This is a genomic window from Delftia sp. RIT313, from assembly GCF_000632165.1.
In the GTDB taxonomy this organism is placed as follows: domain Bacteria; phylum Pseudomonadota; class Gammaproteobacteria; order Burkholderiales; family Burkholderiaceae_C; genus Comamonas; species Comamonas acidovorans.
This window is the reverse complement of the sequence record NZ_JFYT01000112.1, coordinates 14,773-36,251: the sequence shown is the minus strand read 5'-3', so window position 1 is coordinate 36,251 and position 21,479 is coordinate 14,773. Positions and strand designations below refer to the sequence as shown.

The window sequence follows — 21,479 nt, the reverse complement described above, 5'->3', positions numbered from 1 at the left end:
AAGCGGCGGGGAGGTGCGCTGCGGCGCCCTTCCCCGTGCGGGTGCTTAGCTGAAAACCTCGTCGCGCGCACCGCCTTCCAGGTGCTGCACATCGCCCCAGCCGACCAGGCCCAGGCCCTGGGGCGTCCACAGCAGGCGGTTGATGGCCGCGTTGCCCAGCGCCCAGGTGCGTGGTGCCTGCACTTCCTGGTGCGTGGCCAGGCGGTAGAGCACATCCATCACGCCGCCATGCGCCACGATCACGATCTGCTCGCCGGGATGGCCACTGGCCAGCCGGTTCACCGTGGCCGAGATGCGGTCGCGCAGCATCAGCAGCGACTCGCCGCCGCCTGCGGGCACGAACTCGGGATCGCGCTTGCGCCAGCGCAGCGCATCCTCCGGGTGGGACGCCTCGATATCGTTGAAGGTCTGGCCCTCGAAGCTGCCGAAGCAGCGCTCGCGCAGGCCCTTGTCGGCCGTCAGCGATGCGCCCGTGGTCGCGGCCACGGCCTCGGCCGTGACATAGGCACGCAGAAGGTCGCTGCTGTAGATGGCGGCTATCGGCTCACCCGCCAGGGCCTTGCCGGCCTGGGCGGCCTGCCAAAGTCCCATGTCGTTCAGAGGAATGTCCAGATGGCCCTGGATGCGGGCGTCCACATTCCAGGCGGTTTCTCCGTGGCGGATGGCAATGATGCGCGTGGCTTGCATGAGGGGCTGGCGTGGGGTGCTGCAAAAAGAGCAGGCATTGTCCCGCAAGCCAGGCAAGCCTGCATCGCGCGCCACCGTTGAAACTGGCGCGGCCCAACTCAGGGACGCCGAGCAAGAGCCGCCTCGCGGCGGGGGCGCCCAGCCGAAGGCGTCGTCCCCCTCCGCGAAGCGAGAAGGGGGAAGCGGCGCAGCCGCTCAGGGGGTCAGATCAGCGATTTAGCGTTGTTCAGCACGAAGTCGCAGGCCTTTTCCTTGAGGTCGCCCTTGAGCTTGTCGATGCTGAAGCTCTTGCCGTTGGAGCCGGTGACCAGGCCGCCCAGGCCGTTCTGGAATCCCGTGTCCTTGGGCTCTTCCTGCTTTTGCATGCCCAGCTTGCCCAGCAACTGGTCCTTGACCTGGGCCGCCTTGTCGGCATTGAGGTAGTTGTTCTTCATGCAATAGGAGATGACGCCTGCCGCATTGCCGGCCGTGGCCGAGGGGCTCAGGCCCAGGGCGGACAGCGCACCCGCACCGCCCGCCCCCGCACCCAGCATGCCGCCGAGGCCGGAGCCGGCGCCTTCGCTGCTGGCGGCGGCCTTGTCACCGCCAAGGCCCGAGGCCTGGCGCAGCGAGTCGCCCAGGCCCGACGCCTGGGCAGGCAGGGCGCCCAGGCCCAGCATGGCGCACAGCAGTGCGCTGGCAATGGATGTCTTCATGGATGCTTCCTTTCCGCGGCAACCCGCAGGCTCGATACAGGGCCTGAAATTAGCACGCCGTGCGGCGCAGACCTGTGCCCGATTGCAAACCTTTGCCAGAGTGGGCCGTGGCGGTCTTTCGCGTTTTCACTAGCTGTCAAAGCCGTTGGCCTGTCCATGATGGCCGCACGCCAATGGCGGGCCGCAGGCGGCGGTCTTGTTATTTGGAAATGGCTTTTAAGTATAAAAATCAATTCAACAAGCTGTAAAAGTTATTTACAGTGGGGCGCACCTATATGGCCCGCTTCTTGCGGCGTCCGGGCTGCTGCGTCGCATGACCGCCGCCCTTCCAATCAATCCACAGGGGAGCAGACAAATGATCATGAAGATTCTGGGCAGTTCTTTGCTGGCCGCAGGCCTGTTGACCTCGGCCGCGCTGGCCCAGGCCGAGACCGTGCGCTGGGCGCGCGGCTCCGATCCGACTTCGCTGGACCCGCATGCCTTCAACGTGGGCACCAATTTCGTGCTGCTGCACCAGATCTACGAAACCCTGGTCATCCGCTCGGCCGACGGCAAGCTGGTGCCCACGCTGGCCACCTCGTGGAAGATGACCTCCGACCCGTCGGTCTGGGAGTTCAAGCTGCGTCCCAACGTCAAGTTCCATGACGGCACGCCGTTCACGGCGCGCGACGTGGTCTTCTCGCTGAACCGCGCCAAGGGCGAGAACGCCCAGGTCAAGTCCCTGCTGTCCTCGATGGAGGAGGCCAAGGCCGTGGACGATCTCACGGTGCAGGTGAAGACCAAGGGCCCGAACCTGATCTTCCCCGACAACCTGACCAACCTCTTCATCATGAGCGAGAAGTGGTCCAAGGCCAACGGCGCCGAGACCACGCAGGACACGGCCAGCAAGACCGAGAACGGCGCCACGCGTGCAGCCAACGGCACGGGCGCCTATGTGCTGGCCAGCCGCGAGGTCGATTCGAAGACGGTGATGAAGCTCAACCCCGATTACTGGGGCAAGGGCCAGTTCCCGCTGCAGGTGACCGAGCTGGTCTACCTGCCCATCAAGTCCCCGGCCACGCGCGTGGCGGCCCTGCTGTCGGGCGAGGTGGACTTCGCCCAGGACATTCCCGCGCAGGACGTGGCGCGCCTGAAGCAGGACAAGCGCCTGCGCATCAATGAAGGCCCCGAGAACCGCTCCATCTTCCTGGGCCTGAACGTGGGTGCGGCAGAGCTCAAGAGCAGCAACGTCAAGGGCAAGAATCCGCTGGCCGATCCCAAGGTGCGCCAGGCCATCGAGCTGGCCATCGACCGCGATGCGATCAAGCGCTCGGTGATGCGCGGCCTGTCGATTCCCACCGGCGTGATCGCGCCGTCGTTCGTCAACGGCTACGACAAGGCCTTCGCGGCCTATCCCAAGGCGGATGCCACCAAGGCCAAGCAGCTGCTGGCCGAGGCGGGCTACCCCAACGGCTTCACCATCACGCTGAACACGCCCAATGACCGCTATGTGAACGACGAGGCCATTGCCACGGCGGTGGCGGGCTTCCTGGGCCGCATCGGCATCAAGACCGAAGTCTCGGCCCGGCCGATTGCCATGCACAGCGTGTCGCTGACCAAGGCGGACAGCGACTTCTACCTGTACGGCTGGGGCGTGCCCACCTATGACTCGGCCTACATCTTCGACTTCCTGGTGCACACGCGCGGCAAGGACAGCCGTGGCGCGCAGAACGCGACGCACTACAGCAATGCCGATGTGGATGCCAAGATCCTGTCCCTGTCCTCGGAGAGCGACAAGGCAAAGCGCGATGCCACCATCAAGAGCATCTGGGAGACCGTGCAAAAGGAGCGCTTCTACATTGCGCTGCATGACCAGGTGATCCACTTCGCGTCCGTGCCCCGGATCAATGTGCCCGTGCACCCGGACAACGCGCTGCACTTCAAGTTCGTCAAGTTCGAGAAGAAGTAAGCACCGATGCTGGTCCATCTGCTGCGCCGGCTGGGCCAGTCCGCCCTGGTCCTGCTGGCCGTTTCCTTTGTCTCGTTCATGGTGTTCCGCCATATCGGCGATCCCACGATCAGCCTGCTGGGCGAGGACGCGACGGTTGCCGAGCGCGAGGCTCTGACGGAAAGCCTGGGCTTCAACAAGCCCGTGCCCCTGCAGTACCTGGGCTACGTGGGCAAGGTGCTGCAGGGCGACCTGGGCATCTCCTACCGGCTCAAGCGCCCCGTGACCGAGATCATTGCCGAGCGCCTGCCCGCCACGCTGGAGCTGGCGATGACGGCGGCGCTGTTCGCCCTGGTCATCGGCGTGGCGCTGGGCGTGTATACGGCCATACGGCGCGAGGGCTGGCTGAGCCGCTCGATCATGACGGTGTCGCTGGTGGGCGTGTCCCTGCCCACCTTCCTGATCGGCATCGCCCTGATCTACCTGTTTGCCGTGGAGCTGCGCTGGCTGCCGTCCTTCGGGCGCGGCGAGACGGTGAAGCTGGGCGGCTGGGAGACCGGGCTGCTGACGGCTTCGGGCTGGTCGGCGCTGATCCTGCCGGCCATCACGCTGGGCTTCTACAACATGACGCTGATCATGCGCCTGGTGCGCGCCGAGATGCTGGAGGTGCTGCGCGCCGACTACATGCGCTTCGGCCGCGCGCGCGGGCTGCGCGAGCGCGACCTGTACTTCGGCCATGCGCTGCGCAACACCCTGATTCCCGTGATCACCATCGCGGGCCTGCAGATCGGCTCGCTGATCGCCTTTGCCATCGTCACCGAGACCGTGTTCCAGTGGCCTGGCGTGGGCCTGCTGTTCATCTCCTCCATCCAGGGCGTGGACGTGCCGCTGATCGCCGCCTACCTGATGTTCATCGCGCTGCTGTACGTGGGCATCAACCTGCTCGTCGATTTCCTGTACGTGATCGTGGACCCCCGCTTGAGAAACCGATGACCGATTCCGCCAAACAAGCAATCCCTCCCACGGGCTGGCGCGCCAGCGACTCGCCGGTCAAGCGCGCCTTTGCACGCTCGCGCCTGGTGCAGGCGGCGGCGCTGGTGCTGGCGCTGATCGTGGCGGCCACGCTGCTGTCGCCCTGGCTGGCCTGGCAGAACCCCTTCGATCCGGCCAATCTGGACCTGATGGATGCCTTCACGCCGCCGGGCCAGGCGGGCACCAGCGGCACGCTGTACGCGCTGGGATCGGACGACCAGGGCCGCGATGTGTGGAGCGCCATCCTCTACGGGCTGCGCATGTCGGTGCTGGTGGGCGTGTCGGCCGTGGGGCTGTCCCTGCTGATCGGTGTGCCGCTGGGCCTGGTCTGCGGCTATGCGGGCGGCTGGTTCGACACGCTGATGATGCGCATCGCCGATGTGCAGCTGACCTTTCCCGTGATCCTGGTGGCGCTGCTGGTCTTCGGCATCGCACGCGGCCTGCTGCCCGAGGGCTACCGCGACGACATGGCGGTCTTCGTGATCATCGTGGCCATCGGCCTGTCCGACTGGGTGCAGTACGCACGCACCGTTCGCGGCGCGGTGATGGTGGAAAAGCACAAGGACTACGTGCTGGCCGCCCAGCTCATTGGCCGCAGCCGCGTGGCCATTCTGGTGCGCCACATCCTGCCCAACCTGCTGGCGCCCATCCTGGTCATCGCCACCATCAGCTTCGCGCATGCCATCGTGGCCGAGTCCACGCTGTCCTACCTGGGCGTGGGCCTGCCGCCCACCCAGCCTTCGCTGGGCACGCTGATCCGCATCGGCCAGGGCTTCCTGTTCTCGGGCGAGTGGTGGATATTGCTGTTCCCCTCGCTGGTGCTGCTTGCGCTGGCGCTGTCCGTCAACCTCGTCGGCGACTGGCTGCGCGACGCACTGAACCCCAAGCTGCAATGAGCACGACACAAGAATCCGGGCAGCCCCCTGCACAGCCTGCGGTGCTGAGCGTTCGCGGCCTGTCCGTCACCTTCGACACCTACAAGGGCCCCGTGCAGGTGCTGGACGATGTGTCCTTCGACATCGCGCCCGGCGAGATCCTGGGCGTGGTCGGCGAGTCGGGCGCGGGCAAGTCCATGACGGGCGCCGCCGTGATCGGCCTGATCGAGCCGCCGGGCCGCATCTCGGCCGGCACGGTGCAGCTGCGCGGCGAGCGCATCGACACGCTGCGCGGCGAGGGCCTGCGGCGCATACGCGGCCGGCGCATAGGCTCCATCTTCCAGGACCCGCTGACCAGCCTGAACCCGGTCTATACCGTGGGCCGGCACCTGGTGGAGACCATCCGTACGCACCTGCCCGTCTCCGAGAAGGAGGCCGAGGCCCGCGCGCTGGCCCTGCTCGAAGAGGTGGAGATCCCGCAGGCGCGCGAGCGCATGGCCCAGTATCCGCACCAGTTCTCGGGCGGCATGCGCCAGCGCGTGGCCATCGCCCTGGCGCTGTGCGCCGAGCCCGAACTCATCATTGCCGACGAGCCCACCACGGCGCTGGACGTATCCGTGCAGGCGCAGATCATTGCCCTGCTGCGCCGTGTGTGCAAGGAGCGCGGCGCGGCCGCCATGCTGATCACCCACGACATGGGCGTCATCGCCGAGACGGCCGACCGCGTCATGGTCATGTACCAGGGCCGCGTGCTGGAAACCGGCCCCGTGCGCCAGGTGCTGGACGCGCCGCAGCAGCCCTACACCCAGGTGCTGATGGGCGCCATTCCCAGCGTGCACCACCGCGTGCAGCGCCTGCCCGTGCCCGAGGTGGGCGGCGGCCCGGCCGCGCCCGCCGTGCCCTGGCAGCCCAGGGCCGGAGCGCAGGAGCCCGCGGCAGCCCTGCTGGAGGTCAGGGATCTGTGCAAGGAGTTCGACCTGTCCAGCGGCTGGCTGGCCCGGCTGCTGGCGCGCGAGGACAAAAAGATCCTCAAGGCCGTGGACGGCGTCGGCTTCTCCATCCGCAGGGGCTCCACCTTCGGCCTGGTCGGTGAGTCCGGTTCGGGCAAATCCACGGTGGCGCGCATGGTGGCGGGGCTGACGCCGCCCACCAGCGGCACCGTGCTGTTCGACGGCGTGGACAAGTGGAGCCCGGCCGCCCAGACCGTGGCCATGCGCCGGCGCTTCCAGATGATTTTCCAGGACCCGTATGCCAGCCTGAACCCGCGCTGGACCGTGCAGGAACTGATTGCCGAGCCCCTGCAGGTGCTGGCCCTCACGGCCGGCAAGGACGAGACGGCCGAGCGCGTGCAGGAGGCGCTGCGCCGCGTGCGCATGAAGCCCGACGATGCGCGCAAGTACCCGCACCAGTTCTCGGGCGGGCAGCGCCAGCGCATCGCCATCGCGCGCGCCCTGGCCAGCCGGCCCGAGTTCATCATCTGCGACGAGCCCACCTCGGCCCTGGACGTCTCGGTCCAGGCCCAGGTGCTCAACCTCATGCGCGACCTGCAGGAGGAGTTCGGCCTGACCTATCTGCTGATAAGCCACAACCTGGCCGTGATCCGCCACATGTGCGACGACATCGGCGTCATGCAGCGCGGCCGCCTGGTCGAGACCGGCGAGGCCGGCGCCGTGCTCGATGCGCCGCAGCATGCGTACACGCGTGCGCTGATGGCTGCCGTGCCGGATATGGAGCATGTGCACTGAGGCAAGTGCACTGCCATGGCTTGGCGTTCAGGTCGCGGCAACGACCCGCACGTCGAACCGGACCTGAAGCCAGTTCTTGATGGCGGCAAAGATGGCGGCAAGATTGTCCATGCTGGGGTTGCCTTTCGGCGAAAGCATGCGGTGCAGGCTCTTGCTCGGCTTGTGCGTGAGGTCGGCCAGCGTCTCGAATCCCACCGTTGCGTTGACGAGATCGCGCAGGACGAGGCGTGCCGTTTCTGGCTCACCACTCAGAAAAAGAGTGGCCGCCTCATCAAGCAGCGCCTGTGCGAAAGCAGGGTCGCGCTCAATGCGCTGAATGACCGTTTGTTTGAAATCGCGGGTGAGCGTCATGCCTTCGTTCCTTTTTTGGCATTGTCCGGGGGGCGCTGCCTCTTGCGAGCCTTGTATTCGCTGTGCAGGGCCACGGCTTCGTCGATGGCCTTCTGCTGGCCCTTTTTCGTGCTGCCCCCGAACAGGATGATCAATCTTTCCCCGTCCTTGGCGAGATAGATGCGGTAGCCCGGGCCCCAGTCGATCTTGTATTCGCCAATACCCCGGAACCATTCGATATTGGAGGTGTTGCCCAACTCCATGCGGGCCATGGCGACGGCCACCTTGGCGGCCGCCTGGCCATCCAGCCCGTTGAACCATGTCTGGTACGCGCTGCTGCCGTCTTCGCGGATGTACTCCTGGAGCTGGATTCGCATGGATTGGATGGTAACTTATGAGTTACCAACTCTGCAAGGCGCTGTCCACATGACCTACAGCGTTCTCATGTTCCCAGGAGCGAATGACAGCGATGAACCAAAAAAAGGCCTGCGTATGCAGGCCTTTGCTTTGGGGGCGCGACGGCTTACCGGGCGGGTGCTGGCGTGGCCGGCACGGTCTGCGCTGCAGGCGCCCCCTGGGCCGGCGGCTGCGCCGGCGGGCCACCCTGCTGCACCGGACCGATGGTGGTGCGCACCACGCGCGAGCCCTTGGGCGGGTTGGGGAAGCCGGTGAGCGCAGCGTCGAACAGGATGCCGAAGATGGCCGGATCGTCGGTCCACACATCCTGGCGCTGGGCCGAGGTCTCGTAGACGATCTGCTGCGTGGTGGCGTTGCGCATCACGATGCTGACGGCGCGGTAGTACTCCAGCGGCGGGCCGTCGAACATGAAGCTGCCGCCAAAGCCCATGCCCCAGCCGCGCCCGTAGCCCACGCCCCAACCCCAGCGCGGGCCGCCCCAGCGGTCGTAGTAGGGCCAGGCGGCGTAGTCGCGCGCATAGCGTGCGTCGGCACCGATCTGCACGATCAGGCTGGCCCGGGAGTCGTCGCGCTGCAGGCCCACGCGGCCCAGGGCCTGCTGGGCCTGGGATTCGATGGCCGCGAAATGCGTCTGCGCCTCGCGTTGCGAGGGCAGCACTTCCAGGCGGTAGGTGGGCGGCGCGGGCAGGGCGCCCAGCGTGGAATAGCTCTGGACGGTGCTCTGGACTTCGCGCACGCTGGCGCAGCCCGTGAGCAAGGCCGTGGCCACGATGGCCAGGACATGGATGCAGCGCAGCTTCATGGTGTACTCCTTGGTCGAAAAAAGGCCCGTTTGCACGGGCCTTGGTTGGAGTGGGGCGATTGTTATAGGTTCAGCCGTCAGGACGACAGTTGTACCACCTGCAGGCCGGGCAGTGAGGCGGAGACGGGCATCTCTTCATGGTCGAAGGCCATGTCGCCGTTGGGGTCGGCAATGCCGGTGGCCTTGGCGTTCTTGAAGTCGTGCAGCTCGGGGTCCATCATGTGCGTGGTCACGATGTGGCCCATGGCGCGGAACATGCTTTCCACGCGGCCCGGGAATTTCTTGTCCCATTCGCGCAGCAGCTCGCCCACGGCCACGCGCTGCAGGCCGTCCTGGCTGCCGCAGAGGTTGCAGGGGATGATGGGGAAGTTCTGGTACTGGGCCCAGCGGACGGTGTCCTTCTCGGGCACGTAGCACAGCGGGCGGATCACCACATGCTTGCCGTCGTCCGAGACCAGCTTCGGGGGCATGCCCTTCATGCGGCCGCCGTAGAACATGTTGAGCATCAGCGTCTGCACGATGTCGTCGCGGTGGTGGCCCAGGGCCACCTTGGTGCAGCCCAGCTCGTCGGCCACCTTGTACAGGATGGCGCGGCGCAGGCGCGAGCACAGGCCGCAGGTGGTCTTGCCCTCGGGCACGACGCGCTTGACCACGCTGTAGGTGTCCTGCGTTTCGATGTGGTAGTCCACGCCGATGCTCTTGAAGTACTCGGGCAGCACATGGTCGGGAAAACCGGGCTGCTTCTGGTCGAGGTTCACAGCCACCAGCTCGAACTTCACGGGCGCGCGCTTTTGCAGCTTGCGCAGCACGTCCAGCATCGTGTAGCTGTCCTTGCCGCCCGACATGCAGACCATGATCTTGTCGCCTTCCTCGATCATGTTGAAGTCGGTGATGGCGCGGCCCACCTCGCGGCACAGGCGCTTTTCCAGCTTGACCTGCTCGCGCTCGATCTTGATGCGGTTGCCGTTCGCGGTATTGGCTTGGGCATCCGCATCGGCGGCGGCGGTTTCGGGGGCGGCTTCTTCGGCCAGCCAGGGGTTGTCGGTCACTGCATTCATGGGGTTCACCATTGTCCGGTTTCTATGCGAATGGCCACTTCGCAGTCTTCAAAGATTTCCAGCTTGGCGATTTTCACGCGCACGCCCAGCACGCCGGGCAGCTGCATCAGGCGCTGGGCCAGCTTGCCGATCAGGCTCTCCAGCAGGTTGACGTGCTCGGCCGTACATTCATCGATGATGATCTGGCGCACCTTGCGGTAGTCCAGCACATGCAGGATGTCGTCGTCGCGCGGCGCCAGCGGTTGGGTGCCCAGGCTCAGCTCGGCATCGACCTGGATGGGCTGGGGCATCTGTTTTTCGTGGGCGAGGATGCCCAGGTTGGCGTCGAAGCGCAAACCCGTGAGCGTCAGGATCTGTTGTCCGGTGGCGGAGTGCATGGGGAAAAGCCGTGGAGTGTTTGGGGTGGCGCGCGCAGGCGCCTACATCATGGAAAAGTCGCGCTCGAAGCGCTGCAGGTGCTGTCCGCCATCGACCAGCAAGGTGGTGCCGGTGATGGACTGGTTGTCCAGCGCAAAGCACACGGTGGCGGCCACGTCGGCCGCGCTGGACGAGCGGCCCAGCGGGCTGAGGCGGTGCAGCGACTCGAAGCGCTCCTGGCTCAGCATGTGGCTGGTCAGCGTCAGGCCCGGGGCCACGCCGACGACGCGCACGCGCGGTGCCAGCGCCAGCGCCAGCATGGTGCCGGCGGCCTCGAGAGCCGCCTTGGACAGCGTGTAGCTGAGGAAATCGGGGTTCTGGTTCCAGAGCTTCTGGTCCAGCATGTTGATCACGGCGCCGCTGGCATGCTCCTCGCCAGCCGCCACGCGGTCCTCGATATGGGCATGCAGCGCCTGGGCCAGCAGGATGGGCGCGCCGGTGTTGCTGCGCAGGTGGGCTTCCAGGGCCACGTAGCTGAAGCTGCCTGCATCGTCATGCTCGAACAGCGAGGCGTTGTTGACCACGGCATCCAGGTGGCCGAAGTGCGCCACGGCGCGCGGCACCAGGGAGCGCACCGAATCCTCGTTGAAGAAATCGGCATCCAGGGCGGCGCTGTCGCCGGCCAGTTCAGCGCAGGCGGCGGCCGTCTCCAGCGCCTCGTCGTGCGAGTCGCGGTAGTGCACGGCCACTTGCCAGCCGGCGCTGGCAAGCGCGAGCGCGATGTCGCGCCCCAGGCGGCGGGCCGCGCCGGTCACCAAAACGGTGCGTGTTCGGGCAGGTGTGGACATTCGAGGACAATGTGCGGATCGTGACGACAGAACCCTCAATTTTAACGGCCGCCCTGCAATCCCGTGTTGCGCAAGAGATTGCGTCCTCTGGAGGCTGGCTGGCTTTCGACCGTTTCATGGCCCTGGCGCTGTACGAGCCGGGCCTGGGCTACTACGCCAATGACACCGCCAAGTTCGGGCTGATGCCATCGTCGGGCAGCGATTTCGTGACCGCGCCCGAGATGTCCCCGGTCTTCGGCCAGCTGCTGGCCGCCCAGGTGGCCGAGGCGCTGCAGCGCACGCACACCCGCGAAGTCTGGGAGTTTGGTGCCGGCACGGGCGCGCTGGCGCTGCAGGTGCTGGACGAGCTGGCCGCCCTGGGTGTGCGGCCGGACCGCTACACCATCGTCGATCTGTCGGGTACGCTGCGTGCGCGCCAGCAGCTCAGGCTGGTGAAGTACGAAGGCCTGGTGCACTGGGCCGATGCCCTGCCCGATAGGCTCGAAGGCGTGGTCATCGGCAACGAGGTGCTGGATGCCATGCCCGTGCAACTGCTGGTGCGCAAGGCAGGTGTCTGGCACGAGCGCGGCGTGGTGCTGCAGCCGGACGGCAGCCTGGGCTGGGAAGACCGGCCCACGCAGCTGCGCCCGCCCATGGAGATCGAGGGCGAGCACGACTACCTGACCGAGATCCACCCGCAGGGCGAGGCCTTCATCCGCACGCTGGGCGAGCGCATGGCGCGGGGCGCTGCCTTCTTCATCGACTACGGCTTCGGCGAGTCCGAGTACTTCCATCCGCAGCGCCACATGGGCACCCTGGTCTGCCACCGCCTGCACAAGGTGGACGACGACCCGCTGGCCGAGGTCGGCCTGAAGGACATCACCGCCCACGTGAACTTCACGGGCACGGCCGTGGCCGCACAGGAGGCGGGCTTCGAGGTGCTGGGCTATACCTCGCAGGCCCACTTCCTCATCAACTGCGGCCTGGGGCCCAAGCTCGACGCCCTGGCCCAGGGGCCGCGCGCCATGGCCACCAAGCTGATGATGGAGCACGAGATGGGCGAGCTGTTCAAGGTCATCGGCCTGGCCAAGGGCGTGGAGCCCTGGGACGCCATGGGCTTTGTGCGCGGCGACCGCACGCACCGCCTGTAGCCGCCGGCCAGAGCTCCGCCCCGGGCCTCAGCGCTGGACGCGGCGGCCGTTGCTCACCTCGTAGGCCGTCTGGTCCTTGAGGTTGATGCGGTAGATCTCGCGCGTGACGTTGCCGGAAAAACCCAGCTCCACGATGGACATGTTCTCGAACGTGGTCGTGAAGCCGCCGGGCAGGATGCGGTTCAGGCGCGCGGCGGTCTCGCCCATGGCGCGCTCGATCTCGGGCGTGAAGGTGGCTTCGCTGTAGACCAGGGTGTTGTGCGGGTTGTGGCTGCGCACCTCCTTGCCGGCCTGCACCTGGTTGATGCCGCTGACACCCACGCTTTGCACCATGGCCTTGGCCGAATCGTTCATGCGGGCATAGACGGGCCCCGTCACGCGCGGCAGCGGGCCGTCGCGCAGCGGTGCCATGGCGGCGGTGGCGCGGGTGTTGAAGTCCATCATGGCCTCGTAGGCCGGGCCGGACTTGACGATGCCCAGGTCCAGCCACCACGGCTTGCCGGCGCCCTTGGCGGCCTCGGTGGTGTAGAAATTCTTCAGGTGCACGTCCTGCAGCACGGGCGGCAATGCCGGCAGGGCGGCCAGCATCTTGCGCGGCGTGGACGGGTCGGCGCTGTGGATATGCACCACGGTGACATGGGGCAGGTTGAAGGTGTTGGCTTCGGCCACCAGCTTCAGGCGCAGCAACTGCTCGTGCACCACGGGCGTGACCTGGCTGTCCATGATGGCCGTGGCATCGGCCGGCAGGCGGTAGACCAGGCCATAGGTGGCCTGGTGGGCGCGGAAATCACTGCGCTGCAGGGCGCTGTTGTCGATGGCGCCCGACGCTGCGGCTGCCGTGGTGGGGGCCGGAGCGCTGGCGCAGGCCGCCAGCAGAGCGGCAGGCAGGATGGCGAGAAGAAGGCGCCTGGATGTGTGTTGCATGGTGGGGTTGTCTTGTTGCGGCATGGAGCCATGGAAGAAGGGGGCGTGTCGCGAATGGTCCCGAAGCCTCCCGCCACGGGACTTTTCCAATGTAGGACGCCCATGTGTCCTGCCCATGACGCGCCGCCGCCGTACACTCGGCGCCATGATTCGCTGGCTCCTCGTCATCTTCCTGGCCCTGCTGCTGTTCAATGGCCTGCACGCCTGGCTGGAGCGCATAGGCCTGGGCCGCCTGCCGGGCGACTTCCGCTTTCGCCTGTTCGGCCGCGTGATTTTTCTGCCCATTGCCAGCACCGTGTTGCTCAGCGTGATTGCCGCCCTGATCGCCAAGCTGGTCTGAGCATGGCTTGAAGCATGGGCGCGCCGCCCGTATATGCAGGCATTGCCCCATGACTTCCGAACAAGAGGCCGCCCATGTCCGACAAGCTGCATTTCGTCTGCCCCCATTGCCACACCACCAACCGCATTGCGGCCGACCAGCTCGGCAGCGCGCCTGACTGCGGCAGCTGCCACCAGCCGCTGGTCACCGGCCAGCCCGTGGCGCTGGATGCGCAAAGCTTTGCCAAGCATGTGGGGCGCAGCCAGGCGCCGGTGGTGGTCGATTTCTGGGCGCCCTGGTGCGGCCCCTGCCGCATGATGGCGCCGGCCTTCGAGCAGGCGGCGCAGGCGCTGGCGCCCGGCGTGCAGCTGGCCAAGCTCGATACCGAAGCCCATCCCCAGGCTGCCGCGCCCTGGAACATCCGCAGCATCCCGACCATGGTGGTGTTCAAGGAAGGGCGCGAGATCGCCCGTGTCTCCGGCGCCCTGCCAGCCGGCGAGATCGTGCGCTGGGTGCGTTCGGTCGTCTGATTTCTCTGCGGGCCCAAGGCCGGGGGCTTTCAGGCCCGCCTTCAGGCCTGCACTTCGCCCGGCTGGTAGAAGCAATAGCCGCTGTTGCGCAGCGTCTTGACGGGTAGTTGCTGGCCGCTGGCCTCCTCCACCTTGCGGCGCAGCCGGCGCATCTGGGTGTCCAGGCGGCGCTGGTCGTAGACCAGATAGTCGCCGCCCAGGGCCTGCACGATCTTTCGGCGGCTCACCTCGGTGCCTGCCTGGCCCATGAGGCACTGCAGCACCAGCAGGTCCTGCTGGGAGAGCGCGACCGGCGGGGCCGATGGGGGCAGCAGGCGGCTCGGACCCAGCTGCAACAGCCAGCGCGCCTGGCGCTGCTGCAGGCCCAGGCGGCGCACCAGCGCGGCCAGCGTGGCCTCCAGCTCGTCCAGATCACAGCCTTTGCCCAGATAGTGGTCGGCTCCGTTTTCCAGGCCGTCGATGCGGTTGGCGCTGGTGTTGTGCGCGCTGAACACGATGATGCCCAGTTGCTGGCCCTGCTGGCGCAGGCGCTGGATCAGGGCCAGGCCGCTGCCATCGGGCAGGCCGATGTCGATGATGGCCAGGCGGTGGCGCCGGGCGTCGAAGTGGCGGTCGAACTCCTGCAGGCTGGCAACGCATTGCGGCGCGTAGCCCAGGCCCTCCAGGAATTCACCCAGTTCATGGCGCAGCACGGGCTCGTCTTCGAGCAGGATCACATCAAGCATGGGGGAAGGGGGCTGAGCGGCGAGGCCGGGAGGCTGGTGTACGCTGGCGGCCCTGTGGTGGACCTCCGATGCGATATTACCGTGCAACCCTCCTGCTGCTGGCCTGGCTGCTGTGTCCGCTGCTGACCCAGGCCCAGGCGCTCCTGCTGAACCCCGATTTGCCGATGCTGGAGACTGCCGGTCAGTGGCAGCGGCTCGATGACGCTGCTGGCCTGCTCGACGCCGGGCAAGCCGACGCCGCCCCTGGATGGCAGCCGCTGCCCGGTCACCTGAACGCCAGTTTCACGCAGGTGGCGGTCTGGCTGCGCATGCCGCTGCAGGTGGAGCAGCCCGGCAGCTGGATGCTGCTGCTGGGCAATGCCCTGCTGGACGAGGTGGAGGTTCACGTGCGCAGATCCGGTGGCCCCTGGCAGCTGCTGGGGCGCAGCGGCGAAGAAGTGCCGCGCCACGCCTGGCCGGTGGACTACCGCAGTCCGGCATTCCAGTTCGAGCCCCCTGCTGCCGGGTCTTACGAGTTGCTGGTGCGCCTGCGCGCGCGCAACGCGCTCGTCACCCGCATCGATCTGTGGCAGCGACTGGCGTTCGACAACCACACGCGGCGTGAGGCCCTGTCATTCGGCCTGTATTTCGGGTTGTACCTGCTGTTGATCGGCGTGCAACTGGTGTTCTGGCTGGGCACGCGGGCCCCCTTGAGCGGCCTGTTCCTGGCCTATCTCAGCGTCTGCGTGCTCAATGAGGTGGTATCGCTGGGGCTGGTGCAGCAGCTGACGGGCCTGCCCGGGTTCTGGAGCGACCGCCTGCTGGGATGCGGCATTGCCGCCGCCCTGGCGATCTCCATGCAACTGGCCTGCAGGCAGCTGGACCTGGCGTCGCTGTATCCGCGGCTGGTGCGCCAGATCGTGCCGCTGCTGTGGCTGTTCAGCCTGTGCTGCATGCTGCTGGTGGTGTCGGGGCACTACTCGGCGGGCATGATCCCGGTGCAGGCCATGACCCTGCCGCTGGCCCTGGGCTTTCTCGCGTTCGCCCTTTGGCTGTGGCGGCGCGGCCATGCCCCGGCACGGTTCTTCATGCTGGCGTTCGGCATCTTCTATGCCGGCGTGCTGATCTCTTTTCTGCGCAACCTGGGCTGGCTGCCCATGAACGCGCTGACCGCGCTGGTGTCCACGCATGCGTCCGCGCTGGGCACCATGGCGCACATGCTGCTGCTCAGCGGCTGGATCATCGGCGGATACGAGCACAGGCGCCGCGTTCGAGAGCGGGAGCAGGTGCTGCTGGAGGCCGAGCTTGTGCAGCGCCAGTTGCGCGAAAGTGAACTCAGCGAGGCGCTGGTGCTGGAGCGCAGGGTCCGCCAGGAGCAGCGCGACTTTGTCGCCATGGTCTCGCACGAACTGCGCACACCGCTGGCCATCATCCTGACCAGTGCGCAGCAACTGGCGCGCAATCTGGCGGCACCGCCCGACAAGACGCTGGCACGCAGCCGCAACATCCGCGAAGCCGCCCAGCGCCTGCTGGCGCTGGTGGACGACTGCCTGGCCGACGACCGCATGGCCGACCCCCAGCCCCATGCCGAGCCACGCCTGCAGCCCTGCGACCTGCATGCGCTGGTGGATGGCTTGTGCCTGGACTTTGCGCCCGGCCGCATCGTCTGCCACCTGGGCGGGGGCACGCAGCAATTGATCACAGATGCCGGCCTGCTGCGCATCGCGCTGCGCAATCTGCTGGCCAATGCAGACCGCCACACGCCCGAGGGCGAATCGGTCCGCCTGGACGTGACCAAGCAGGGTGAGGGTCTGGAGATCCAGGTCTCGAATCCCGCAGAGCGGATCGCGCAAGAGGACCAGGGCCAACTGTTCGAACGCTACTACCGGGGGAAAAACGCCAGGCAGCGGCCGGGCGCAGGCCTCGGTCTGTATCTGGTACGGCGCATCGCCGAACGGCTGGGAGGCAGCGTGACGCTGGTGTCCTGCGGCGGGGAGGTGCCCGTGTGCCTGCGGATGGCATTGCCTGCGCAGGCATTCGGCGAGTAAGGATCGATGCTCAGATTCGCTCAGATTCGTCTGGGCGATGCTTGCTAAATTCAATGGCAATTGTTTCCAATAGTTTCCAATTGAATCAGGCATGAAAAATACCCCACGGAATCTGGCGGCACTGCTAGCGCTTGCCGCAGCGCATTGCTTGCCCGCCTCGGCGATTGCTGCCACGACCACCACCGCGAACGTCAACGGAGCATTGAGCTTCAACGTGGCGTCCAACCCATTGGGCGGGCTGGCCAACTGCAACATTATTGTCGGCTCGCACAACTATGGGACGGCAAGTTTTACCACCGGAAATGCTGCAACCTATTCCTTCACGGGCACGGCTCAGGTGGGAACCAGCGACTCGTTTCTGGCCTTGTACAAAAACAGCTTCAATCCTGCCAACCCCACAGCGAACTTGGTGGGCTGCGATGACGACAGCGCTGGTGGAAGGCTGCCTCAATTTGTTGCCAATCTGGATGCAACGACCACCTATGTCATGGTCGCGACCACGTTCCCTGCGCAAGCCTTTACTGGCAGCGTGACTTTCTCCGCAGGCGTGGTGCCCAATATCACCCTGGCACCGTTGAGCGTGTCCATCGTTGCAACAGGCCAGTCCATGGTGGCGACCAGCGACAGCCCCATGCCCATCAGCTATGTCAGCAGCAACCCGTCCGTGGCCACCATTGATCCCGCCACGGGTGCCGTGACCTTGCTTGCCGGAGGGTCCACGCTGATTACGGCATCGCAGTCCGCCCAGGCCGACCCACTGCCCTTTGCCGCAGGGAAGAAAACGGCCATGCTGACGGTGACACTGCTGCCGAACAACATGGCCCTGGCCCCGCAGAGCGCCCCCGTGGGCGCGACCGGCAAGTCCATGGTGGCGACCAGCGACAGTCCCGCGCCCATCAGCTATGCCAGCAGCAATCCTGCCGTGGCGACCATTGATCCTGCCACGGGCGCTTTGACGCTGCTTTCCGCCGGCACCACGACCATCACGGCCTCGCAGGCCGCACAGGCCGGCTTTGCCGCAGCGACGAAAACTGCCTTGCTGACGGTGACGCGCCTGCCAGCCAACATCACCCTGGCCCCGGCAAGCGCCGCGGTGGGCGCGACCGGCAAGACCATGGTGGCAACCAGTGACAGCCCCGCCCCCATCAGCTATGCCAGCAGCAATCCGGCCGTGGCGACCATAGATCCTGCCACGGGCGCTTTGACGCTGCTTTCCGCCGGAACCACGACCATCACAGCGTCGCAGGCTGCCCAGGCCGGCTTTGACGCAGGCACACAAACGGCCTTGCTGACGGTCACGGCTGCACCTGTGCCCGTGCCCCAGCCGGTGCCCACGCTTTCCGAGTGGGCCATGATGTTGATGGCCTCGCTGCTGGCCATGGCTGGTGTGCGCAAGCTGCGTCGCCGCGCCTGATGCCGGCTCTTCAAGCCCTGGCCAGCCAATCGGCCACGGCCTGTGCGCGGGCTGCCTGCACGGCTTCGCCTATGGCCTTGCCCTGTTTGCCGCGCGCGGCGGCCTGGGCCGCGATGTCCGAGGTGGAGATGGACAGCGCGGCAGCCAGCGCATCGCGCAGGCGGGCGCGCTGGGGGTAGGGCCGGTCCTCGAAACCCAGGCGCCCCCGCGCGTCGCATTCACAGGCCGCAAGGGCCTGTTCGAAGCGCGCGGGCTTGCGGATGGCGTCGCAGCGCTCCAGCAGGCGCACGATGGCGGCGCCGTTGAGCTCGCCGCTGCGGTGGATGTTGCCGTGCTCGCGCGCCACCACGTCGCCCAGTTCGCGGCAGTCGGTGGGCACGCGCAGCCGCTCGCCCACCTTTTCGGCCAGGCGGGCGCTGCGGTGCTCGTGTCCTATGTGGCGCGGCAGCACATCGGCCGGTGTCGTGCCCTTGCCCAGGTCGTGCACCAGGCAGGCATAGCGCACGGGCAGCGGGGTGTCCAGCTGCGCGGCCATGTCCAGCACCATCATGGCGTGCACGCCGGTATCGACCTCGGGGTGGTATTCGGCACGCTGGGGCACGCCCCACAGGCGCTCCAGCTCGGGCAGCAGCACGGCCAGCGCACCGCATTCGCGCAGCAGCTCGAACATGCGCGAGGGCTGGCGCTCCATCAGGCCCCGGCTGATCTCCTGCCAGACGCGTTCGGGCACCAGGGCATCCACCTCGCCGGCGGCCACCATCTCTTGCATCAGGGCCATGGTTTCCGGTGCCACCGTGAATTCGTGGAACCGAGCCGCAAAGCGCGCCACGCGCAGGATGCGCACCGGGTCTTCGCGAAAGGCATCGGTCACATGGCGCAGTACCCGTGCCTGCAGATCGGCCTGGCCGCCGTAGGGATCGTCGATGGCGCCTTTGCCATCCCAGTCCGGGGGGGCAGCCATGGCGTTGATGGTCAGGTCGCGCCGGGCCAGGTCCTGCTCCAGCGTGACGTCGGGCGCCGCCTGCACGACGAAGCCGCGGTAGCCCGGCCCGCTCTTGCGCTCGGTGCGCGCCAGGGCGTACTCCTCGTGGGTTTCGGGGTGCAGGAAGACGGGGAAGTCCCGTCCCACGGGCATGAAGCCGCGCTCGGCCATCTGCTCGGGCGTGGCGCCGACCACGACCCAGTCGCGGTCATGCACGGCCCGCCCCAGAAGGCGGTCGCGCACCGCGCCGCCCACCATGTACACCTGAAATTCGCTCATCCCGCAATGGTACGGCCTGGGCGGTGACATGATGGCGGGCTGCACCGGGCGCCGAGGGGCGCCGCATGCCCATTTTCCATTTGGAGACAAAACCATGGCTTGGTTCTTTCGACCGCGTGTTCCCGCCCTGATCCTGGGCCTGGCGGCTGCCGGCCTGCTGTCCGCAGCCAGCGCCGCACCGCTGGCCGACACCACCCGGCAGGCGGCCCGTGCCAGCCTGCATGAATGGGTCGAGGTGCTGGCCCTGCCCAACGACGCCAATGTGCCCGTTGACATCCAGAAGAACGTGACCTGGTTTGCCAAGGCCTTCGAGCGGCGGGGCTTCGAGGTAAGGCAACTGGCCAATGGCGACAAGCCCATGCTCATGGCCACGCTGCCGTCGGCTGGGCCCGGGCGCAAGACCGTGCTGTTCTACGCCCACCTTGACGGGCAGGCCGTCAAGCCCGAGGAGTGGCAGCAGGCCAGCCCCTGGCAGGCTACGCTCAAGCAGCGCCAGCCGGACGGCCGCTGGGCCGCGCTGCCGCTGGAACAGCTGTACGGCGAGCAGCCCGATCCGCAGTGGCGCGTGTTTGCGCGCTCGTCCTCGGACGACAAGGCGCCCATCGTCATGCTGCTGGCGGCGCTGGATGCGCTCAAGGCCCAGGGCAAGCAGCCGGGCGTGGACATCAAGGTGCTGCTGGATTCCGAAGAGGAAAAGGGCTCTCCCACGCTCGGCCGCGTGATCGGCGAGAACCTGGGCGCGCTGAAGTCCGATGCCATGGTGGTGCTCGACGGTCCCATGCACGCCAGCAACCGGCCCACCCTGGTGTTCGGCAACCGGGGCATTGCCCAGGCCACGCTCACTGTCTATGGAGCCAGCCAGGAACTGCACAGCGGCCACTACGGCAACTACGCGGCCAATCCGGCCCAGACCCTGGCGCGCCTGCTGGCCAGCATGAAGGGCGATGACGGCAAGGTCCTGATCCAGGGCTACTACGACGGCATCGAGTTCGATGCGCAGGCACGCGAGGTGATGCAGGCTGTGCCCGACGACGAGGCCGCCCTGCGCAAGCGCCTGGGGATTGCGAAGGCCGAGACCGTGGGACGCAACTACCAGGAGTCCATGCAATACCCCTCGCTGAACGTGCGCGGCCTGCAAAGCGCCGAGGTGGGCAGCAAGGCGCGTACCGTCGTGCCCTCCGTGGCCGTGGCCGAGATCGACATGCGCACCGTACCCGAGACGCCTCCCGAGCGGCTGGAGAAGCTGTTGCGCACCCATATCGAGGCCCAGGGCTTCCATCTGGTCGAAGGCCCGCCCACGGCCGAGCAGCGTGCCAGCCACCCCAAGCTGGCCACCCTCAAGCTGGGCGGTGTATCAGCCTCCGGCTCTGCCGTTCGCACACCGCTGGACGCCTCTGTCGGTCAGTGGCTGCGCAAGGGCATGAACAAGGCCTGGGACAGCGACCCGGTGCAGATCCGCATGATGGGCGGTACCGTGCCCACGGGCGCGGCCGTGCAGGCGCTGAAGATTCCCTTCGTCATCGTGCCCCTGGTCAATGCCGACAACAACCAGCACAGCTTTGACGAGAACATGCGCCTGGGCAACTACTTCGACGGCGTGCACAGCCTGGTGCATCTGCTGGCCGAGCCGTTCTGACAGGCGGCAGACTGGCAGCAGACAGGACGCACTCAGCCCGCCGCAGCCGTGCGGTACGGTTCCTCGAACGGCCGGAAATCATGCTCGGCCAGTGCGCCCTGCACCCAGTCCTGCACGCCGGGCAGGGCGCGCACGCGGCGCACATAGGCGTCGATGGCCGGTGCCACGGGCAGCTCGTAGGTCGCCAGGCGCATGCACACGGGGGCGAAGAAGGCATCGACGATGCTGAACTGGTCGTACAGCATGGGGCCGCTGGCCGTGGACAGCAGCGGTTGCCACAGCTCGGACAGGTGCTGCACATCGTCGCGCAGGGCGGTGTTCTCTGCCCATAGCCGCGCGCCGACCTCGGGCAGCTGGGCCTCGATGTTCATCGGGCACAGCGAGCGCAGGGCGCCGAAGCCGCTGTGCATCTCGGCGCAGAGGCTGCGCGCGCGGGCGCGGTTCAGCGCCAGCGTGGGCCACAGGTGCTTTTCAGGGAATTTCTCGGCCAGGTACTCGCAGATGGCCAGGCTGTCCCAGATGGCCATGCCTTCATCCATGAGCACGGGCACGCGGCCCGAGGGCGAGAGCGCGCGGGCGCGCTGCTTGAAGGCGGACTGCTCGTCGAAGCTGTCAAAGCGCAGCATGACCTCTTCGAAAGCAATGCCGGCCTGGCGCATCAGCACCCAGGGGCGCATGGACCAGGACGAATAATTCTTGTTGCCGATATAGAGCGTGAGCATGGCCGCAACCTCCGCGAT

22 protein-coding genes are annotated in these 21,479 nt (G+C 67.0%); 10 read left to right on the top strand and 12 right to left on the bottom strand.

Features of this window, described 5'->3' with window-relative positions; all coding sequences use genetic code 11:
- Positions 1 to 45 precede the first annotated feature (45 nt).
- Both BW39_RS28780 and BW39_RS28775 read right to left on the bottom strand, forming a co-directional pair.
- The gene (locus BW39_RS28780) at positions 46 to 687 is read right to left on the bottom strand and encodes a histidine phosphatase family protein (protein WP_043825715.1); all 642 of its coding nucleotides are present in this window, start codon (positions 685 to 687) and stop codon (positions 46 to 48) included.
- A gap of 203 nt (positions 688 to 890) precedes the next feature.
- Entirely contained in the window at positions 891 to 1,382 is a 492-nt protein-coding gene (locus BW39_RS28775) for a DUF2501 domain-containing protein (protein ID WP_013804286.1), read from the bottom strand.
- A 355-nt stretch (positions 1,383 to 1,737) separates the two neighbouring features.
- Between BW39_RS28775 and BW39_RS28770 the strand changes: the two genes are divergently transcribed.
- Genes BW39_RS28770 through BW39_RS28755 form a run of 4 tightly spaced genes read left to right on the top strand, consistent with a single transcriptional unit; the run spans position 1,738 to position 6,961 of the window.
- Positions 1,738 to 3,330, top strand: coding sequence for an ABC transporter substrate-binding protein (locus BW39_RS28770; protein WP_043825712.1), 1,593 nt, complete (start codon positions 1,738 to 1,740; stop codon positions 3,328 to 3,330).
- A 6-nt stretch (positions 3,331 to 3,336) separates the two neighbouring features.
- On the top strand, positions 3,337 to 4,302 hold the full coding sequence (locus tag BW39_RS28765; protein ID WP_012203171.1) for an ABC transporter permease: 966 nt from the start codon (positions 3,337 to 3,339) through the stop codon (positions 4,300 to 4,302).
- The gene (locus BW39_RS28760) at positions 4,299 to 5,237 is read left to right on the top strand and encodes an ABC transporter permease (RefSeq protein WP_012203172.1); all 939 of its coding nucleotides are present in this window, start codon (positions 4,299 to 4,301) and stop codon (positions 5,235 to 5,237) included. The genes BW39_RS28765 and BW39_RS28760 overlap by 4 nt, the downstream gene beginning before the upstream one ends.
- Positions 5,234 to 6,961, top strand: coding sequence for a dipeptide ABC transporter ATP-binding protein (locus BW39_RS28755; protein ID WP_043825710.1), 1,728 nt, complete (start codon positions 5,234 to 5,236; stop codon positions 6,959 to 6,961). Before BW39_RS28760 ends, BW39_RS28755 begins: the two co-directional genes overlap by 4 nt.
- Positions 6,962 to 6,988: 27 nt before the next feature.
- Here BW39_RS28755 and BW39_RS28750 read toward each other — a convergent pair whose 3' ends face one another.
- The 6 genes from BW39_RS28750 to BW39_RS28725 form a co-directional block, all read right to left on the bottom strand.
- On the bottom strand, positions 6,989 to 7,312 hold the full coding sequence (locus BW39_RS28750) for a helix-turn-helix domain-containing transcriptional regulator (protein WP_012203174.1): 324 nt from the start codon (positions 7,310 to 7,312) through the stop codon (positions 6,989 to 6,991).
- Entirely contained in the window at positions 7,309 to 7,668 is a 360-nt protein-coding gene (locus BW39_RS28745; protein ID WP_043825709.1) for a type II toxin-antitoxin system RelE/ParE family toxin, read from the bottom strand. The genes BW39_RS28750 and BW39_RS28745 overlap by 4 nt, the downstream gene beginning before the upstream one ends.
- Before the next feature lie 146 nt (positions 7,669 to 7,814).
- The gene (locus BW39_RS28740; protein ID WP_043825706.1) at positions 7,815 to 8,510 is read right to left on the bottom strand and encodes a DUF4136 domain-containing protein; all 696 of its coding nucleotides are present in this window, start codon (positions 8,508 to 8,510) and stop codon (positions 7,815 to 7,817) included.
- A gap of 77 nt (positions 8,511 to 8,587) precedes the next feature.
- Positions 8,588 to 9,580, bottom strand: a complete 993-nt coding sequence (gene ttcA, locus BW39_RS28735) for a tRNA 2-thiocytidine(32) synthetase TtcA (RefSeq protein WP_043825704.1) — start codon at positions 9,578 to 9,580, stop codon at positions 8,588 to 8,590.
- Positions 9,574 to 9,945, bottom strand: a complete 372-nt coding sequence (locus tag BW39_RS28730) for a dihydroneopterin aldolase (protein WP_013804281.1) — start codon at positions 9,943 to 9,945, stop codon at positions 9,574 to 9,576. The genes ttcA and BW39_RS28730 overlap by 7 nt, the downstream gene beginning before the upstream one ends.
- Before the next feature lie 42 nt (positions 9,946 to 9,987).
- A complete protein-coding gene (locus BW39_RS28725; RefSeq protein WP_012203180.1) occupies positions 9,988 to 10,773 on the bottom strand; it encodes an SDR family oxidoreductase in 786 nt (261 codons plus the stop codon).
- 116 nt (positions 10,774 to 10,889) lie between these two features.
- Here BW39_RS28725 and BW39_RS28720 point away from each other — a divergent pair, with 116 nt between their 5' ends.
- Positions 10,890 to 11,903, top strand: coding sequence for a class I SAM-dependent methyltransferase (locus BW39_RS28720; protein WP_043796457.1), 1,014 nt, complete (start codon positions 10,890 to 10,892; stop codon positions 11,901 to 11,903).
- Between the two features lie 27 nt (positions 11,904 to 11,930).
- Here BW39_RS28720 and BW39_RS28715 read toward each other — a convergent pair whose 3' ends face one another.
- A complete protein-coding gene (locus tag BW39_RS28715) occupies positions 11,931 to 12,827 on the bottom strand; it encodes a hypothetical protein (RefSeq protein WP_043825820.1) in 897 nt (298 codons plus the stop codon).
- A 145-nt stretch (positions 12,828 to 12,972) separates the two neighbouring features.
- Between BW39_RS28715 and BW39_RS28710 the strand changes: the two genes are divergently transcribed.
- Complete coding sequence (locus tag BW39_RS28710) at positions 12,973 to 13,167, top strand: DUF2905 domain-containing protein (protein WP_012203183.1); 195 nt, start codon at positions 12,973 to 12,975, stop codon at positions 13,165 to 13,167.
- A 74-nt stretch (positions 13,168 to 13,241) separates the two neighbouring features.
- Positions 13,242 to 13,676 (top strand): thioredoxin TrxC, encoded by a 435-nt coding sequence (trxC, locus tag BW39_RS28705; protein ID WP_043825701.1) that lies wholly within the window; start codon positions 13,242 to 13,244, stop codon positions 13,674 to 13,676.
- 41 nt (positions 13,677 to 13,717) lie between these two features.
- On the opposite strand, the gene BW39_RS28700 is transcribed toward trxC, so the two are convergent.
- The gene (locus BW39_RS28700) at positions 13,718 to 14,401 is read right to left on the bottom strand and encodes a response regulator transcription factor (RefSeq protein ID WP_012203185.1); all 684 of its coding nucleotides are present in this window, start codon (positions 14,399 to 14,401) and stop codon (positions 13,718 to 13,720) included.
- 68 nt (positions 14,402 to 14,469) lie between these two features.
- Here BW39_RS28700 and BW39_RS28695 point away from each other — a divergent pair, with 68 nt between their 5' ends.
- Positions 14,470 to 16,428, top strand: a complete 1,959-nt coding sequence (locus BW39_RS28695; protein WP_034390200.1) for a sensor histidine kinase — start codon at positions 14,470 to 14,472, stop codon at positions 16,426 to 16,428.
- Positions 16,429 to 16,957: 529 nt separating this feature from the next.
- Positions 16,958 to 17,842 (top strand): IPTL-CTERM sorting domain-containing protein, encoded by an 885-nt coding sequence (locus BW39_RS28690; protein WP_161787014.1) that lies wholly within the window; start codon positions 16,958 to 16,960, stop codon positions 17,840 to 17,842.
- 10 nt (positions 17,843 to 17,852) lie between these two features.
- Here the strand turns inward: BW39_RS28690 and BW39_RS28685 are convergent, their stop codons facing one another.
- The gene (locus tag BW39_RS28685; RefSeq protein ID WP_043825696.1) at positions 17,853 to 19,103 is read right to left on the bottom strand and encodes a multifunctional CCA addition/repair protein; all 1,251 of its coding nucleotides are present in this window, start codon (positions 19,101 to 19,103) and stop codon (positions 17,853 to 17,855) included.
- Between the two features lie 94 nt (positions 19,104 to 19,197).
- Between BW39_RS28685 and BW39_RS28680 the strand changes: the two genes are divergently transcribed.
- Positions 19,198 to 20,739, top strand: coding sequence for a M20/M25/M40 family metallo-hydrolase (locus BW39_RS28680; RefSeq protein WP_043825694.1), 1,542 nt, complete (start codon positions 19,198 to 19,200; stop codon positions 20,737 to 20,739).
- Between the two features lie 32 nt (positions 20,740 to 20,771).
- Here BW39_RS28680 and BW39_RS28675 read toward each other — a convergent pair whose 3' ends face one another.
- Positions 20,772 to 21,461 (bottom strand): glutathione S-transferase family protein, encoded by a 690-nt coding sequence (locus BW39_RS28675; RefSeq protein WP_043825691.1) that lies wholly within the window; start codon positions 21,459 to 21,461, stop codon positions 20,772 to 20,774.
- Between the last annotated feature and the right edge of the window lie 18 nt (positions 21,462 to 21,479).